Genomic DNA, 16,101 nt, shown 5'->3' with positions numbered 1-16,101 from the left:
CAGGGCAAGCAGAGCACCAATCCGCGGCCGCTTCTATCATCACCACGCGTTGTTTTTGTGCGGGCTCGAGACTTCCGTTGCTATTGAATCCATCTTCTTTTTTCTTGCATGAGAAAAATAGGCGGGCTAGGGTTACAACGGGGTAACCGATCTTCTTCATACAGGTTTTTTGCATTTTTTACATAGACAGAAAACCTTTGATGAAGGTTGGTTACCCATTCTAATCCTCTATAAATATAAAGACCTTTCGGATTTTCGAAAGGGGCCTTCCTGCAAGCTGTGATTAATATTCAGGTTGAATTATTTCATGTATCCATTTACGTACTGAACACCACCTGAACCGTCGTCTTTCCATAGAACGGTCAATACCTTCATTCCACTAGTCGCCGCGGTTGAAGGAATTGTGATGGTAAAGTTCATTGTGTACTCGTCTCCCGACACAGGTGCTACAGGAATCGCCTCTCCCCAAGTAGTTAATCCGTCCGCAGACGAAGTCAAAGTGTGTGCATGAAGATACGTGTCACCCGCTTTGATCAAGTATTTCTGGCTACCGTTAGAATTAACAGGAGCGGCATCAACTTTCCACTTAGATACTCCGTCGACGATTTCTAAACGATCGGTGTAATCAGCCTGGGTCAATGATCCGGAAGCCTCGATATCGCCTTGGATAAAGTACGTTCCTACGTAATAAATACCGGTTCCGGCTTCGTAGAACTTCACTTTGGATTTGATGTTGATCTTGTCCCCTGAACGCGTCCAGTTGTGTACAACACCGGCCATTGGTGACTGGGCGATCAAGTTGGCGATGTTTCCGGCGATGCTCTGTCCTGAATTCTGATTTCCAACGTAGAAGTTAGGTACACCAGAAGTTGGGAAGTTATTGCTGAATGCTGAAGCGGTTGGAGTCTCCAACGCGTCTCCAGTGTGAAGAGCGATACCCATCATGTCGCTTCCGAAATTGTGCTCCTCTTGGATCATCATTTCAGCTCCGTTTGGACAGAAACCACACCAAGAACCGGTGGTTTCCATCACCAAAGCACGTTGCTCTTGTGCCGGCTCCAAGTTTCCGGTTCCGTTGTTCTCTTCTTTCTCTTTACACCCGGCGAAGACCAGACCGGTAACGAGGACAATAGCTAAGACTTTTTTCATAGCGAGTAGAATTATTTCTTTGACGCAGAGTCAGTTTAATGTAATGTGCGTCGAAGTTACAAAATAAAACGCAATTACTTTTTATTTCGCTGAGTCTTCTGCTGCTCTTTCATCATTTGCTCCAAACGCTTCGAAAAGGCCGACTTCGGCTTCTCCTTGGTCTTGTTCTCCTGAAGCTTGGCATGAATAGCTCCCTCGTCTATGAAGCTGCGGATGGCGAACTGCTGGCCAAAAGAAATGACGTTCGCCAAGAAGTAGTAGTAACTCAATCCACTCGCATAACTATTGAACCAAAACAGCATCATGAACGGCATGATGTACTGGATGATCTTCATTTGTTGCTGCATCTGGGAGCTGCCCGACTGAGGCGTCATCTGTTGGTTGATGCGCGTATAAAAGAACAGAGAAGTAGCCATCAACAAGGTAAACAGGCTAACGTGATCCCCGTAAAAAGGAATCTCAAATGGCAACGAAAAAATACTGTCGTAAGAGCTCAGATCGTCGGCCCATAAAAACCCTTCGCCCCGCAACTCAAAACTGGCCGGGAAAAAGCGGAACATCGCGATCAAAAACGGCAACTGAAACAACATGGGCAAACAACCACCGAGCGGATTCACACCGGCCTTGCGGTACAACTCCATTTGGGCTTGTTGCTTTTTCATGTTGTTAGAATACTTTTCGTTGATCTCGTCCAACTCGGGTTTCAATACCCGCATCTTCGCCATGCTGTAGTAGCTCCGATACTGAAACGGAAGCAATACCACTTTAATGCCAATGGCCATCACCAAAATGATGATACCGTAGTTCCATCCGAGTCCATCGAAGAAGTTAAACACCGGGATCACCAACCAGCGGTTGACCCAACCAAAGATCCCCCATCCAAGTGGGATCATTTCGTCAAATCCCTTACCGTAGGCCTTAAGTGTATGGTATTGGTTCGGCACAAAGCTGAAGGTGAAACCGTGCTCCGCCTTTTGCGCCAATGGCATACGGGCACTCATACGCTTGGTATGGGTGCTGTCCTCCAACTCCAGCGTCGCCATTTCGGCCTGAGGCAGGGTGAAGTTCGGCTGCAAGATCGAACTGAAGAACTGTTGCTTAAAGGCCACCCACTGAATGTCCGTCTTGGTCTCCTCCTTGTCGCCGCGAACACCCATTCGGTCCACATCGCCATCGCGGTGGTAGTAGATCGCGGTCGGATTCTGCAAATTGTCCTTCGTCTTCTCTAACTTCTTCGCATCAAAACTCCAAACCAAGGTCGTTTGATCCCCCAGGTAGTCATCCATCCCAACGGTCTTCACACTATAACCTACATCGAGCCCCTCGCCCATCGCGTAGCGTACCTCGATGTATTCAGAGGCACTGCGCGACAAGCGAAATACGGCCTCATCACGGCCCGATCGCACCTTCTCGAAGTACAATTTCTCCGAAGGCACCGGCACTCCATTCACGGCCCACTCCCAATTGAATGAACTGCGCCCCGGATCGATCAACTCAAGTGCTCCACCTCCGTACTGTTCGTATTCTTTTAATTGTGCGCCAATGATTCTTGCGCCTTGCGGCGCGATGCTCACCTTCAGCACTTTATTCTCCAGTACGGTGGTGCTCACATCTTCAGGCACGGGGTTGAAGAAACCAAGTTGCTTCTTGGCACCCGCTACAGCGTCAGAAACAGCCGCAGAGCCCGATTGATCAGAATATGGATCACCAGAACTCGCTGATATTTCAGGTATAGTGGTTTCGGGTTCAGATACCTCAACGGGTTGTTCAACCTGCTCGGTACGGGCTGTATCCGGCCGAGAGGCCGCGCTGTTCTCTTCTTCAGAACCCTGGTTGGTGTAGGCGAACCACACGAGGATACCCCCGATCAGGATCATGCCAATGAACGAGTTCCAGTCGAATCTTTTATTTTCCATCCTTAGTTTCTTTGTGCGCGATCGCGGCCTTTACGAGGTGAATGAAGAGCGGGGCGGGCCGTTCCACGGTGCTCTTGTACTCCGGGTGGAACTGTACGCCGACGAACCAAGGATGGTCGGGCAGCTCCACGATCTCTACAAGGCCCGATTCGTCATTGATACCACTGCATTTCATTCCGGCCGCTTCCATTTGCTCGCGGTACTTATTATTGAACTCGAAGCGGTGACGGTGACGCTCGGAGATTTGTGTGCGTCCGTATACCTGAGCCGCCGTACTGCCTTTTTCCAGGGCGCAAGGAAATGCTCCGAGTCGCATGGTACCACCTTGGTTGATCACTTTCTTTTGTTCTTCCATGAGCGCGATGACCGGATGCGGCGTATCGGCATTCATTTCGGTACTGTTGGCATCTTTGAGTCCGGCTACATTCCGCGCGTATTCGATCACGGCACACTGCATTCCCAGGCAAATCCCCAGGAACGGAATGTTGTTTTCACGGGCGTAACGAACCGCATCGAGCTTTCCTTCCAGTCCGCGCTCGCCAAATCCCGGAGCAACGATGATGCCATCAAGTCCTTTCAGACGAATTGGCACATTTTCACCATCGAGGTACTCCGAATGGATCCAGCGCACATTCACCTTGCATTCGTTGGCTGAACCGGAGTGGATCAAAGCCTCTGCGATCGATTTGTAGGCGTCTTTGAGCTCTACGTATTTACCGACTAATCCGATCTTGACTTCGCTATCCGGATTCTTGAGCTTGTGCAAGAAATTCTTCCAGTCGCGCATATCAGGGCGCGTTGAGCTCGGCAGGTTCAATCGCTTCAAAACGACCTCATCTAATCGCTCTTCCTGCATCAACAAAGGCACGTCGTATATGGTATCTGCGTCGATCGACTCGATCACGGCTTCCTTTTTCACATTGCAGAAAAGAGCCAGCTTGTTCCGGATCTCTTCGGACAGTTTATGCTCGGTGCGGCAAACCAAAATCTGTGGCTGAACTCCCGACTCTTGTAGCAATTTCACAGAGTGCTGAGTGGGCTTTGTCTTGAGCTCTCCTGTAGCTGCCAAGTACGGGATCAAGGTAAGGTGGATCACCATGCAATTGTCGCCCAATTCCCAGGTCAACTGACGAACGGCTTCGATGTAAGGAAGTGACTCAATGTCACCCACGGTACCTCCAATTTCGGTGATAACGATCTCGTAATCGCCCGATTTGCCGAGCAACATCATGCGGTGCTTGATCTCATCGGTAATGTGTGGGATCACCTGCACGGTTTTACCGAGGTACTCCCCTTTTCGCTCCTTATCGATCACACTCTGATAAATGCGACCCGTGGTCACGTTATTCGCCTGTGATGTCGGTCGATTTAAAAAGCGCTCGTAGTGTCCCAGGTCGAGATCCGTTTCGGCACCGTCGTCCGTTACATAGCACTCGCCGTGCTCGTACGGATTTAGTGTTCCCGGATCTACGTTGATGTAGGGATCGAATTTCTGAATGGTGACCGAATAACCTCGTGCTTGAAGTAGGTTGGCCAACGAGGCTGAAATGATTCCTTTACCTAAAGAACTGGTCACCCCACCGGTGACAAAAATGTACTTGGTGCTCGACATACCCGCGGTTTAGAAGTGTTCTTGAAAACCGCGTACAAAGCTACGCAATTAGAACGAGTAGGTAAATCCAAGACTAGGTAGAATCGGCACTTGATCTACACGTTCATATTCGATACGGTCGAAATAGAAAATGTTCTGACGATCGTAGGCGTTGGTAACGCTTATAACTGCCTCAAGCTTATTGTAATTACCCCATTCCCAAGTGCGTTTCACACCCAAGTCCAGACGGTGGTAGGTGGGCAATCGTCCGCCATTGAGATCGTCGTATACGATGCCCAATTCACCGTTCGTATTCGTCGGATCGGTGTTGATTCCGTCCTCGAAATCCAATAATTCGTAGAATCCGGCAGTCTGAGTAAATGGAAATCCCGACCCGAAGTTCCAACGACCGTTCACTTCCCATGCCAAGTCCTCACCCCATCGGTAAGTTCCTACGATGTTAATGTTGTGGCGGCGATCGAAGTTCGGCGGATAAGTCTGGAATTCATCGGTACGCGTCACCTTACCCAAGCTGTATACGAACCACAAGTACACGTGCTTGCTCGAATACTTCAAGGTCATATCGATACCGCGAGCCAAACCGGTTTCAATGATGAAATCTTTCCGCAAGTATTCAGGCTTGTCAGAGTTGGCCGCGTTGTCATCGTAGATCTTTTTGCGGTTGATGTTGGTCATTTGGTTGAAGTCCTTGACGTATCCTTCAACATTCAAATCGATCTTTTCAGCCAAGTCAAATTCAAACCCGAGAATTACGTGACGACCCTTTTGAAGCGGGTTGTTGATCTCTTCACCGCGGAACTCATCGGGAATGTTGTCCGATCCGCTCAAGAAGCCATAGAACAAGTTCACTACGTCCCGGTCGCTGTTCGCAGCGATCAAGTTTTGGCTGAAAAGTCCGGCACTCGCCTTGATCCGCAAGCGCTCAGTAGCATTGTACTTAACGCCAACACGCGGCTCGGGGCTCGCTGCGCTGAGCGAAGCGTAGTAATGGAGTCGGAATCCTAGGTCCCAAACCCATCGATCCGTATTCCACTTGTACTTTAAGAATCCCGCGAGCTCCGTAGTACTCTGACGCTGCTCTATCTTACGGCCCAAGCTGTTGTAAAAGATGAAGTCGGTGTTGAATCCCTGTATATCGAGTCCGTACTCGAGCTGCTTTTCGTTCGGCAAGAAATAGGTGAAGTCCAGGCCAAGATTAAATCCACCCACTTCACTCGTACGTGGCAAGCCATCGCCTTCGTCCAGCTCGATCGCGTAGTTCGAGAAACTGAAATCTCCCTGCATCAAGAAAGGCGATGCGGCCGGAACCAATACAAAGTTCGATCCAGCACCGTAGCTGTTCCAGTTCATCTCCTGAACACCTTCGTAGTTCACACGATCGGTGAAGTTAAATCCAAAAAGGTTGAACTTGGACCCCGTACTGTTACTCGAGCTGATTTTTCCGTAAATATCGGTGAACCCAAAGGGCAAACCGTCTTCAGAAGCATAGTCATAGAGTAACTTGCCGGTTTCTTCCAGATAGCTGTGCTTGGCACTCACTAAGAAAGTAGTGCTTCCCTTTTCGTTGTTACGCAGAGGACCTTCTAACATCAGCTTGGTCGCAAACGTACTCGCACCCACGCGACCGGCAAGGCGGTTCTTGTTTCCATCGCGAATGCTTACGTCCATGGTCGATGAAGTACGTCCGCCGTATTCCGCCGGCATACTACCGGTGTACACGTCGGCATTACGAATGATATCGGTATCGAAAACAGAGAAGAATCCGATCGAGTGAAATGGATTGTAAATCACCATTCCGTCCAGCAAGGTCAGGTTCTGAACCGGAGCTCCACCACGGATATACAGCTGTCCCCCTTGGTCTCCCGTAAAAATCACCCCAGGCAACACCTGTAGATACTGAGCTAAATCGGGTTCCCCACCAACTGCCGGCATGGTCTCGATTTCCTTCGCCGTGACTTTATTCACCGAAGTACGCACCTCGGTCTTCATCTCCTGACGCTCGGCCGATACCTCAACCGTAGTTAGCTGAACGCTCGATTCAACCAAGTAGAATTTTTCTGACGTGATCTTGTCTTTCTCTATGGTCACCTCAACCGCAGCTGAGTCATATCCAATAAAGAGTCCCAACGCCGTGTAGGTCCCAACCGGAATCTTCGGGATCGTGAAGAAACCATCGATATTCGTCGAAGCCCCAAAAGTGGTTCCCTCGAGAATCACGTTGGCGAACATCACCGGCTCCCCGGTTTCCCTTTCGTATACTAATCCACGGAGTGTTCCGTAATCCTGTGCCTGGGCGAAGAGTGACAAAAGAACGAGCCCAACGGTCAGGATACCGTTTCGTAGCAATCTATTAACCATAGTCCAATTTCAGCAAGAGCACTAAGATAAGCATTATGATTTTACCCTACGGGTAGATTCTCATCACCGCGGTCAGTGTAAGATCTTGAACACGAGTTCACGCAAGAGATCATGCGGGTCCGTGCTCACATTACCAACCCCTTTTGATCGAACATCGGTCTCGCGCAAATACCCGATGATCCGGGCCGATTTCCTCAACGGATAACGCTGGGCCGCCTGTTGGTACTGACTCACGAAATAAGGGTTTACCTTCAATGCGCTCGCAACGGCTCCCTTGCTCCTATCCTTCAAACTGTGGTAGATCAACAACTTCGAAAAGAAATTATACAACACCCCCAAGGTCAACACCACGGGATGATGCCCCGGATCCGCCGCAAAATAATCGATAATGCGATTCGATTTTACCACGTCACCCGCCCCAAGGGCGTTCTGAAGTTCGTAGTTGTTGTAGTCCTTGCTTATGCCGATGTTTTCTTCGATAACGGTCGGAGTGATCTCCTGACCGGGCTTGAGCAATATGGCCAACTTTTCGAGCTCCTTGGATATCTTCCCAAGGTCGTTCCCCAAAAACTCGACCAGCAACGCCGCAGCTTTGAACGAAATCGAGAATCCCATCTGATGAACGCGCTGCTCCACCCAGCCAGGTACTTTGTCGTCGTACATCTGCTTCGACTCCATCACCACGGCCGCGCTCTTTGTCAATTTCTTGAACAAGGCTTTTCGCTTGTCAAAGCTCTTGTACTTATGGGCAATGACCAACACCGTTGTCGACTGGGGTTGCTCTACATAATGTTCTAATGCGTCCCACTTCCGCAAGTGCTGGGCCTCCTTGAGAATCACCACCTGGCGCTCGGCCATCATGGGAAATCGCTTGGCCTCTGTTACCACTGTATCTATGTCGGTCTCTTTACCGTATAAAACACTTTGATTGAAACTGCGCTCACTCTCCTCCAACGCGTGATCTTCAATGTAGCGAACCACTTCGTCGATAAAGAACGGTTCATCGCCCATCAGAAAGTAAATAGGTGCATACTTACCCGCTTTAAGGTCATGAACGATCTGATTGAATTGATCCATCAGTAGCGCAGGTGTTTAACGGTCAATCCTTCGTTCTTGATCTCGTTCAGCGCATCGATTCCGATCTGAACATGCTCGCGAACGAATGATCCGGTTACTTTTTTGTCGCTTTCTTCGGTCTTCACCCCTTGAGGGATCATGGGCTGATCGCTCACGAGTAACAGAGCACCTGTCGGAATTTCATTGCAAAACCCTACGCTGAACAAGGTAGCCGTTTCCATATCAATGGCCATGGCCCTGGTCTTGCGCAAGTACTTTTTGAACTTGGTGTCGTGCTCCCAAACGCGTCGGTTCGTCGTATACACCGTGCCCGTCCAATAATCGAGGTTGTGGTTCCTGATCGTCGTCGAAACAGCTTTCTGAAGGCTAAAGGCCGGAAGAGCCGGAACTTCGGGCGGAAAAAAATCATTCGAGGTTCCCTCCCCCCGAATCGCCGCGATGGGAAGGATCAAGTCACCCAGCTCATTCTTCTTTTTAAGTCCTCCACACTTCCCGAGGAACAGCACTCCTTTCGGATCAATGGCTCCCAATAGATCCATCATGGTTGCCGCATTCGGACTTCCCATTCCAAAGTTGATCATAGTGATTCCGTCCGCTGTAGTGCTCGGCATGGCCTTATCGAGCCCGGTCACCGTTGCACCGGTCATTTCCGCAAACAAGCTCACGTAGTTGTCGAAATTCGTCAGCAAAATATACGGACCAAATTGCTCGAGCTCCAACCCCGTATACCGAGGAAGCCAGTTCTTAATTATATCTTCTTTATTCTTCATAATTCTACCTTTACGCTCATGCAAGAGCTCAATCTTCCGCCTTACCCGTTCAAGCTGCGAAAACGGCCCAACGGCTCAACCGAGATCCTCGATCCCGTCCGGAACAAATATATCATATTGACCCCGGAAGAGTGGGTTCGCCAACACTTTGTTCACTACCTAATTAAGGATTGCGGCCTCGCGGCCGGAAGGGTGGCTATCGAATTTTCGATCGAAGTCAATCGAATGGCTCGGCGCTGCGACGCCGTCTATTTTGATCAGTATGGAGCTCCCATACTCATCGTAGAATGTAAACGACCATCGGTGAAAATCACTCAAGACACCTTCGACCAAATCGCTCGCTACAACCTAACATTGAACGTGCCGTATTTAGCGGTGACGAACGGACTCGAGCACTACTATTGCACCCTCGATCACGAAAACAAGAAGTACAATTTTCTTAAGAGTCTTCCGAAGCTCGAGTGATCTCCTCGACCACCTCGGCCGGATCCCGATGACCGGGATAAAATTCTAAAATACGCATCATTACGCGGTCCACGATCGCGTCCGGACAACTCGCCCCACTCGTTAAAATGATGTCAGGCACACCATTCGTTTTGGGCAAGAATGAACTACTATGCACCCGCTCTTTCTTCTGAAGATCGAAGTGATGAACACTTTGTGCTCCTTCGATCTCCTTTTCGGAATTAATGAAGAAGGTGCTGAGCTTTTCTTCGCAGAGCTCCACCAAGTGACTCGTATTCGAACTGTTGTAACCGCCCACGACTACGGCAATGTCCGCCGAGTGCTTCAGCAAACCATAAGCGCTCTCTTGATTGTCATTAGTGGCATAACAGAGCGTATCACGCGTATCGGCTACGTGATCGCGAATGTTCTCTTCACCGAATTTGCACTGAGCCACGCCTTTCAAATAGTCGGTAATGACCTGCGTTTCGGTAGCCAACATGGTCGTTTGGTTGATTACGCCGAATCGAGCTAAATGCTTTTCCGGGTCAAAGTCCTCGCTGTATCGATCTTCGAAGTAGGTGTAGAATTCCTCCAGAGGCTTCTCCCCTTTCATGATTGCTCCCAATACCTTGGCCTCCTCCATGTCTTTGATCACCAAAGTCGGAGCCTTTTCGCTGCTGTGACTAAAGGTTGCGCGGGTTTCTTCGTGCCGGTGCTTCCCGTGAATAATGAGCGAATAATCCTGCTCACTGAGCTTATCGGCTCGCTTCCATACTCGGGTCACGAACGGGCAAGTAGTATCGTAAGTGGTAGTTTCAATGCCCTTCTCTTTCAATACGGCCTCAATCTCTAGGGTGGTTCCAAAAGCCGGCACGATCACAATATCCTTTGAGGTAATCTCATCCCAGGGAATGAGCTGGTTACCCAGAGTATCTTGTATAAACCGCAGACCGTGCGATTCGAGATCGGCATTGACCTCCTGATTGTGGATCATTTGGCTTAGCAAAAAGATACGCTTGCCGGGGTTTTCCTCGATCGCTCTGTATGAAATCTCAATGGCGTTTTCCACACCGTAACAAAACCCAAAATGACGCGCGATCACAAATTTGACCGTGCCGAAATCGAGAACGGTAGGTGTAAAGTCCTTCTTTCGAGGGTCGGTGATCTTGCGCGCTTCTTTGATCGGTCCAATAATGGGTGATCGGTAGAAAGTAGGTATGTCGAAACTCTTCATGGGCTTAAAAACCTTTGTTGGGGTCTATGGTTCAATAATCGACGTAATCTTGTTCGCGCCGAGCCTTGTCGCTTTCGTAGGCATTGTAGTAATCGAGTATGGCCATATAAAACTCGTAATCCGAAGAAGTAAAGATAAACTCGTAACTAAACCGGCATCGCTGCATGAACTTCACCAGTTCATCGCCTTCCAATCCGGTCAATGAATTCACCACATAGGGAGTAAAACGGTATTGCACAGCCGCCTCGTAGGCATCGCGTCGTTCTAGTTCAGCCAGTTTCCTAAGCTGCTGAGGCCGTTTTCCGAATGTTTCGTACAACATATCGAATGGGCTCGACCATGTCGCGGGAATTTTCTCAGGTGCTTCGGTTCGTATCGGCTCAGGTTCTTCGATAAATGCGCGAGCAGTTCTTTTTTTGTTGCGCTCCCATTCCAGGATCTGGTTCTTGAGCTTATCGTAATTTCCCAACTCCCCTACCTCGACCTCGCGCAGGACATACACTTTTGGCGTCAGCAGAATTTGAACGAAATGCTGCTTGGAGCTTAGGTGGTCAAAGGTGAGTGTATCCCGAATATGATCCACACTAGAGAGAATAACCGTATCGCTGGTCCGAACGCGAAGTTTGAATTTCCCTTCCTTATTGGTTACCGTACCGGTTCTATCGCGCAGATTGATCACGTTGATCAAAGGAAGAGGCTTAAAGGTCTCCCGACTCAAAACCTGACCCGATAGCTCGATCGTCCCAATCTGGCCGTAGGCCGAGGGAACAAGAGAAAACAAGATCAAAGCGAAGAGAATTCTTTTCACGGACACAAAGGTACAAACGGTTGAGTTCCTCAAAAAGCATTTGTAAGGGCGGCTTTTTCTCTCAGGAACTTGGAGACTTATTGAGAAAGATGTACAAACGCGGAAAAGGTTGTTTGCGTTGTCGCGTTTCTCGCGAATCTGGCTTAATTGGCAAGTGAATATTTGCGATATTGCCGACCCAAATCCTAACAGTATGAGCGACGATAAAAAGATCATCTTTTCGATGGTCAATGTGAGCAAGAGCTACCAGAATAACAAGCAGGTCCTCAAGGACATATACCTCAGTTTCTTCTACGGTGCCAAGATCGGAATCCTCGGTCTCAACGGCTCTGGTAAATCATCTCTTTTAAAGGTCATCGCCGGTGTCGATGAGGCCTATCAAGGTGAGGTGCATTTTTCGGTCGGATATAGCGTTGGCTACCTTCCGCAGGAACCCGAGCTCGACGACAACAAGACCGTCATGGAGGTCGTGAAGGAAGGAATGCAAGAGATCGTAGACGTGTTGAACGAATACGAGAAAGTGAACGAGGCCTTTATGGATTCGGACGTGATGGAAGATCCGGACAAAATGCAAAAGCTCATCGATCGCCAGGCTGAATTGCAAGACAAGATCGAAGTCGCCGAAGGCTGGGAGCTGGAAACCAAGCTAAATAGAGCCATGGACGCTCTACGCACACCGGAAGGCGATACGCCGATCAAGAACCTATCGGGTGGTGAACGCCGCCGCGTTGCCCTATGCCGTCTGCTATTACAGCAACCCGACATCTTACTTCTCGATGAACCTACCAACCACTTGGATGCCGAGTCGGTCGACTGGCTCGAGCAGCACTTACAGCGCTATGAAGGAACCGTTATAGCCGTAACGCACGACCGTTACTTCCTGGACAATGTTGCGGGTTGGATCCTCGAACTCGACCGAGGTGAAGGTATTCCATGGAAAGGGAACTACAGCAACTGGCTCGATCAAAAGGCCAAGCGCTTGGAGCAAGAAGAAAAACAAGAGAGCAAGCAACGCAAAACCCTAGAGCGAGAGCTCGAGTGGGTACGCATGAGCCCTAAAGGCCGACAAGCCAAAAACAAGGCGCGTTTGAGCAACTACGACAAACTCCTCGAAGAGGGAACTAAAGGCAAAGAAGAGAAACTAGAGATCTTTATTCCACCCGGGCCACGCCTCGGGAACAAAGTCATCGAAGCCAAAAACGTGCGCAAGGCCTTTGGCGATAAATTACTCTATGAGGATCTAAACTTCGTGTTGCCACCGGCCGGTATCGTTGGGATCATAGGTCCAAACGGAGCCGGAAAATCGACCATCTTCCGTATGATCATGGGTCAAGAAACGCCGGACAGTGGATCGTTCGACATGGGCGAGACCGTGAAGGTGGCCTACGTAGACCAGCAGCACGCCGTGGTAGACCCCGAGAAGAGTATTTGGGAGAACATCAGTGGTGGAAACGAAATCATTGAGGTGGGCGGACGCAGCATCAATTCACGGGCTTACGTGAGTCGTTTCAATTTCAGCGGTGCCGATCAAAGCAAAAAGGTAGGCGTGCTGTCGGGTGGTGAGCGCAATCGCCTTCACCTGGCCATGACGCTAAAAGAAGAAGGAAACGTATTGCTGCTCGATGAGCCGACCAACGACCTCGACGTGAACACGCTTCGCGCCTTGGAAGAAGGTCTCGAGAACTTTGCGGGTTGTGCCGTGGTCATCTCGCACGACCGTTGGTTTCTCGATCGTATTTGTACGCACATCCTCGCTTTCGAGGGTGATTCGCAGGTGTATTTCTTCGAAGGAGGTTACAGCGAGTACGAAGAGAATAAGAAAAAACGTTTGGGTGATGAAGGTCCTAAGCGGATCAAGTACAAAAAATTGGTCAAGTAATTAAGCATGTAGCTATAGCATTAGCGTTAGCCGGACTTTTTATGCCGATGAAACTCCTGGCACAGGGTGGTGGTACCAATACTACGGCCAATGTGCACGGGTGGAGTTATTTCTCGGGCGGAGTAGAGATCGGTGTCATGGGATCGGTACCCGGAGTAAACTTGCGTTACCACCACAAAGAACGCTGGTCGGTCTCGGGTGGAGCCGGATTCTACGGAATGGGATATGCGCCCTACGGGCGGATGAGCTACACCTTCAAACGGAATCAAAATTTCCGAAAGGGCAGCAAGCGAAAACGCGGATTCACCCGCTATTACTCTCAAGCATGGGTGGGCTACAGGCATTTCATCGAGACGGATTGGATCGATTTGGATATTGAAGAACTTCCCGTGGGCCCGATGGTCATGGCCGGACTCACCCGGGAGTGGAAACAAGAGAAGAAAAGTCGGCGCTTATCCATAGGAATCGGCGCCATGCTCGATAGCGACGGTAACTACCTTCCCTTCTACCCCGAGGTCACCTACAGCTTCGATTGGCCCTTTTTGTTGAGAACCCGTTAACAAACATTAACATCCCGTAAGTGTTCTTTGTCTGCAAGGCGACCAAGCATCGTGCCGCAAGGCACTAGTTTTGGTGTAAAATGCACATGACTATGAAAAAATGGATGGGAATACTCGGCGCACTGGTCGTGAGTTTATCGGCTTGTGGCCGCACCAACTCACCGACGGAGCCCGTGTTTAGCAATATCGAACCAATGGAAAGTGAATCAGTGGAAAAGCACAGCGGAACCTTGGAGACGGCCACTTTTGGAGCCGGGTGTTTTTGGTGTGTAGAAGCCGTTTTTCAACGCCTGGAAGGGGTAGAAAGCGTACGCAGCGGGTATAGCGGTGGCAAGGTTAAAAATCCAACCTATCGCGAAGTAACATTGGGTCGTACGGGCCATGCCGAGGTCATTCAGCTCACTTACGACCCAACGGTCATCACCTTCGACGAACTCCTTGAGGTGTTTTGGCAAACGCATGATCCCACTACCCTGAATCGTCAAGGCGCCGATGTAGGCACGCAGTACCGCAGCGTCATTTTCTACCACAACGAGGAGCAACGCGCCAAAGCCGAATTCTACAAGAAAAAGTTGAACGACGAACAGGTTTATCCGAATCCGATCGTGACCGAGATCTCGGAATTCGAGGCCTTTTCCGTGGCGGAAGATTACCACCAAGAGTATTACAACCTCAACGGGTCACAACCCTATTGTACGTACGTGATCGATCCCAAGATCGAAAAGCTCAAAAAAGTATTCGCCGATAAACTGAAAGAAGAGTATCGTTAATCGTAGATGTTGGCTTCATCGCGGTAGCCCGCTTTGGCTTTGTACCAGTCTGAATATTCCTGCCCATTGCTCTGGCACCACGTCGGGAATTTCAGATGCGCTGTAACGATGCCGGCCTGTTCGACCGGATATTGAAAGTATTCGGGAATATCGACCATCCAGCAGTAATTATCCTTTGAACGATAATATCGGCCTGCGGCCAGATCCGTATCGTCGTTCCCCGTGCCAAAGTACGAGGGGTCGGCCAGATCAGTCGGGACTCGCCCCACCAAGTGGATCTCCTTGCCCCTATCGAGGTCCGCGAAAACGAATGGGTTGTACGGCGGTGACCCGATGAGGTAGTCCGGCGCTACGGGTGTAACAAAATCGACTGTTATCATTACCGTATCCGAGACTCCGGTCGGATTCCCGGGAATGGTATTGTAAAAAGATCCCGGGGGCCGGTTGATTACGTTATTCACTTCTTCGAAAACAACGATGACTGCTTTGGACTGTCCTTCTTCCGTGCCGTTTAAACTCGTTTGCGTTTGCCCCGAAAGAATTTGATTCTGCACCGATGCTATTTGTTCGGGCGTAATTTCATCGAGCTGCATCGCAAATGCGTACTTCTTTGATCCGCCCACGGCCTGCACATAAAAACCCCATAGGAGTTTAGCCGCATCGTGATTCGCATTGGTGATGGTATTGAGCCGATATAAGACCACTAGGTCATTGAAGTCAAAATCACCGTACGAAGGCCAAAGATCTTCCACGGCTATACTCCCGACATCCTCAGGACCCGGGTAACAGTTGTTGTAGGCCAATTCGGGATCGGTCGGGTAATCATCGTCATCGTCACACACGCCATCTCCATCGGTATCCGTGCATTTTTCTGAAAGTGGGCAATTGCCATCTCCAGGATTTCCGGTAATATCGGCCGCGAAGGTGCCCGGAATAAAAATATCGTCGAGCAGTCCTCTCGAATTACCTCCTCCTCCACTTAGAAACTCGTATTTGAATTGGTAGTTTCCGTTCAAGGTGATGTTGAAGGTTGAATTATGCGTACCTGGATTCACGGGTTGCGGTCCCCAAACGATCTGCTCTTGTTGATTCTCGGCAATGGCGATCACTTGAATGCGCACGCTGTTGGTGGTATTACTGGTCTTACTGAATTTGAACGACGCTTGCGTATTTGGCACCACAGCAACCCAGGGCGAAACCACGGTCGGGGTGTGATTCGAATTCTGCAAATTGTCGCTTCGAGCACTGAACTGTCCAGAAATCCCATTGGCCCCGCCATTGACCAGAAACCCATTCATTTGCCAGCAATTTCCGCGTACTTGCCCAACAGAACCTGACTCAAAGTCCCGGGTGACTTGTGCCGGTAGCGTTAAAGTAGCAAAAAGGAAAGCCAATGCCCAAAGTGATCTCATGGTAACTAGAATCAATAGGTCAATATAGAGAAAGAAGCCGTCTCAATACCGGGGCTGTTTTTTTTGTATTTAAGTATCTGATTGCTTGCTGTTTAGTTTGTTTATGATT

13 protein-coding genes are annotated in these 16,101 nt (G+C 49.6%); 4 read left to right on the top strand and 9 right to left on the bottom strand.

Going from position 1 to position 16,101, the window contains the following annotated elements:
- Window positions 1-300 precede the first annotated feature (300 nt).
- The 6 genes from J4F31_09195 to J4F31_09170 all read right to left on the bottom strand — a co-directional run bounded on the left by J4F31_09195 (window position 301) and on the right by J4F31_09170 (window position 8,882).
- On the bottom strand, window positions 301-1,149 hold the full coding sequence (locus tag J4F31_09195) for an Omp28-related outer membrane protein (protein ID MCE2496732.1): 849 nt from the start codon (window positions 1,147-1,149) through the stop codon (window positions 301-303).
- A 74-nt stretch (window positions 1,150-1,223) separates the two neighbouring features.
- Window positions 1,224-3,065 carry a membrane protein insertase YidC gene (gene yidC / locus J4F31_09190; protein MCE2496731.1) on the bottom strand — a complete coding sequence of 614 codons (1,842 nt, stop codon included), beginning with the start codon at window positions 3,063-3,065 and terminating at the stop codon, window positions 1,224-1,226.
- Complete coding sequence (locus J4F31_09185) at window positions 3,055-4,677, bottom strand: CTP synthase (GenBank protein ID MCE2496730.1); 1,623 nt, start codon at window positions 4,675-4,677, stop codon at window positions 3,055-3,057. Before J4F31_09185 ends, yidC begins: the two co-directional genes overlap by 11 nt.
- A gap of 48 nt (window positions 4,678-4,725) precedes the next feature.
- The gene (locus tag J4F31_09180) at window positions 4,726-7,035 is read right to left on the bottom strand and encodes a TonB-dependent receptor (protein MCE2496729.1); all 2,310 of its coding nucleotides are present in this window, start codon (window positions 7,033-7,035) and stop codon (window positions 4,726-4,728) included.
- 72 nt (window positions 7,036-7,107) lie between these two features.
- The gene (gene holA, locus J4F31_09175) at window positions 7,108-8,112 is read right to left on the bottom strand and encodes a DNA polymerase III subunit delta (GenBank protein MCE2496728.1); all 1,005 of its coding nucleotides are present in this window, start codon (window positions 8,110-8,112) and stop codon (window positions 7,108-7,110) included.
- Window positions 8,112-8,882, bottom strand: a complete 771-nt coding sequence (locus J4F31_09170; protein MCE2496727.1) for an AMP nucleosidase — start codon at window positions 8,880-8,882, stop codon at window positions 8,112-8,114. Before J4F31_09170 ends, holA begins: the two co-directional genes overlap by 1 nt.
- A gap of 18 nt (window positions 8,883-8,900) precedes the next feature.
- Between J4F31_09170 and J4F31_09165 the strand changes: the two genes are divergently transcribed.
- Window positions 8,901-9,347, top strand: a complete 447-nt coding sequence (locus tag J4F31_09165; protein MCE2496726.1) for a type I restriction enzyme HsdR N-terminal domain-containing protein — start codon at window positions 8,901-8,903, stop codon at window positions 9,345-9,347.
- Here J4F31_09165 and J4F31_09160 read toward each other — a convergent pair.
- Entirely contained in the window at window positions 9,322-10,563 is a 1,242-nt protein-coding gene (locus J4F31_09160; protein ID MCE2496725.1) for a 4-hydroxy-3-methylbut-2-enyl diphosphate reductase, read from the bottom strand. The two genes, J4F31_09165 and J4F31_09160, sit on opposite strands and share 26 nt — an antisense overlap.
- Window positions 10,564-10,594: 31 nt before the next feature.
- Window positions 10,595-11,371, bottom strand: coding sequence for a carboxypeptidase-like regulatory domain-containing protein (locus J4F31_09155; protein MCE2496724.1), 777 nt, complete (start codon window positions 11,369-11,371; stop codon window positions 10,595-10,597).
- 193 nt (window positions 11,372-11,564) lie between these two features.
- Here J4F31_09155 and ettA point away from each other — a divergent pair, with 193 nt between their 5' ends.
- From ettA to msrA, 3 genes are all read left to right on the top strand, one after another.
- Window positions 11,565-13,250: an energy-dependent translational throttle protein EttA gene (ettA, locus tag J4F31_09150; GenBank protein ID MCE2496723.1), complete on the top strand. Its 1,686-nt coding sequence runs from the start codon at window positions 11,565-11,567 to the stop codon at window positions 13,248-13,250.
- A gap of 47 nt (window positions 13,251-13,297) precedes the next feature.
- Window positions 13,298-13,810 (top strand): hypothetical protein, encoded by a 513-nt coding sequence (locus J4F31_09145; GenBank protein ID MCE2496722.1) that lies wholly within the window; start codon window positions 13,298-13,300, stop codon window positions 13,808-13,810.
- 80 nt (window positions 13,811-13,890) lie between these two features.
- Complete coding sequence (gene msrA / locus J4F31_09140) at window positions 13,891-14,580, top strand: peptide-methionine (S)-S-oxide reductase MsrA (protein ID MCE2496721.1); 690 nt, start codon at window positions 13,891-13,893, stop codon at window positions 14,578-14,580.
- Here the strand turns inward: msrA and J4F31_09135 are convergent.
- Entirely contained in the window at window positions 14,577-15,878 is a 1,302-nt protein-coding gene (locus J4F31_09135; protein MCE2496720.1) for an LruC domain-containing protein, read from the bottom strand. The genes msrA and J4F31_09135 overlap by 4 nt on opposite strands.
- Window positions 15,879-16,101: the final 223 nt, after the last annotated feature.

The sequence above is a fragment of the Flavobacteriales bacterium genome (genome assembly GCA_021296215.1).
In the GTDB taxonomy this organism is placed as follows: domain Bacteria; phylum Bacteroidota; class Bacteroidia; order Flavobacteriales; family ECT2AJA-044; genus ECT2AJA-044.
The sequence above is the reverse complement of the archived record's forward strand: the minus strand, read 5'-3'. Positions and strand labels throughout refer to the sequence as shown.

What these genes read in the sequence shown, in the direction of transcription:
- ettA (MCE2496723.1), top strand. Translation starts at nt 11,565, where the DNA reads ATGAGCGACGATAAAAAGATCATCTTTTCGATGGTCAATGTGAGCAAG.
- holA (MCE2496728.1), bottom strand. Translation starts at nt 8,112, where the DNA reads ATGGATCAATTCAATCAGATCGTTCATGACCTTAAAGCGGGTAAGTAT.
- J4F31_09135 (MCE2496720.1), bottom strand. Translation starts at nt 15,878, where the DNA reads ATGAATGGGTTTCTGGTCAATGGCGGGGCCAATGGGATTTCTGGACAG.
- J4F31_09145 (MCE2496722.1), top strand. Translation starts at nt 13,298, where the DNA reads ATGAAACTCCTGGCACAGGGTGGTGGTACCAATACTACGGCCAATGTG.
- msrA (MCE2496721.1), top strand. Translation starts at nt 13,891, where the DNA reads ATGCACATGACTATGAAAAAATGGATGGGAATACTCGGCGCACTGGTC.
- J4F31_09180 (MCE2496729.1), bottom strand. Translation starts at nt 7,035, where the DNA reads ATGGTTAATAGATTGCTACGAAACGGTATCCTGACCGTTGGGCTCGTT.
- J4F31_09185 (MCE2496730.1), bottom strand. Translation starts at nt 4,677, where the DNA reads ATGTCGAGCACCAAGTACATTTTTGTCACCGGTGGGGTGACCAGTTCT.
- J4F31_09165 (MCE2496726.1), top strand. Translation starts at nt 8,901, where the DNA reads ATGCAAGAGCTCAATCTTCCGCCTTACCCGTTCAAGCTGCGAAAACGG.
- J4F31_09170 (MCE2496727.1), bottom strand. Translation starts at nt 8,882, where the DNA reads ATGAAGAATAAAGAAGATATAATTAAGAACTGGCTTCCTCGGTATACG.
- J4F31_09160 (MCE2496725.1), bottom strand. Translation starts at nt 10,563, where the DNA reads ATGAAGAGTTTCGACATACCTACTTTCTACCGATCACCCATTATTGGA.
- J4F31_09195 (MCE2496732.1), bottom strand. Translation starts at nt 1,149, where the DNA reads ATGAAAAAAGTCTTAGCTATTGTCCTCGTTACCGGTCTGGTCTTCGCC.
- yidC (MCE2496731.1), bottom strand. Translation starts at nt 3,065, where the DNA reads ATGGAAAATAAAAGATTCGACTGGAACTCGTTCATTGGCATGATCCTG.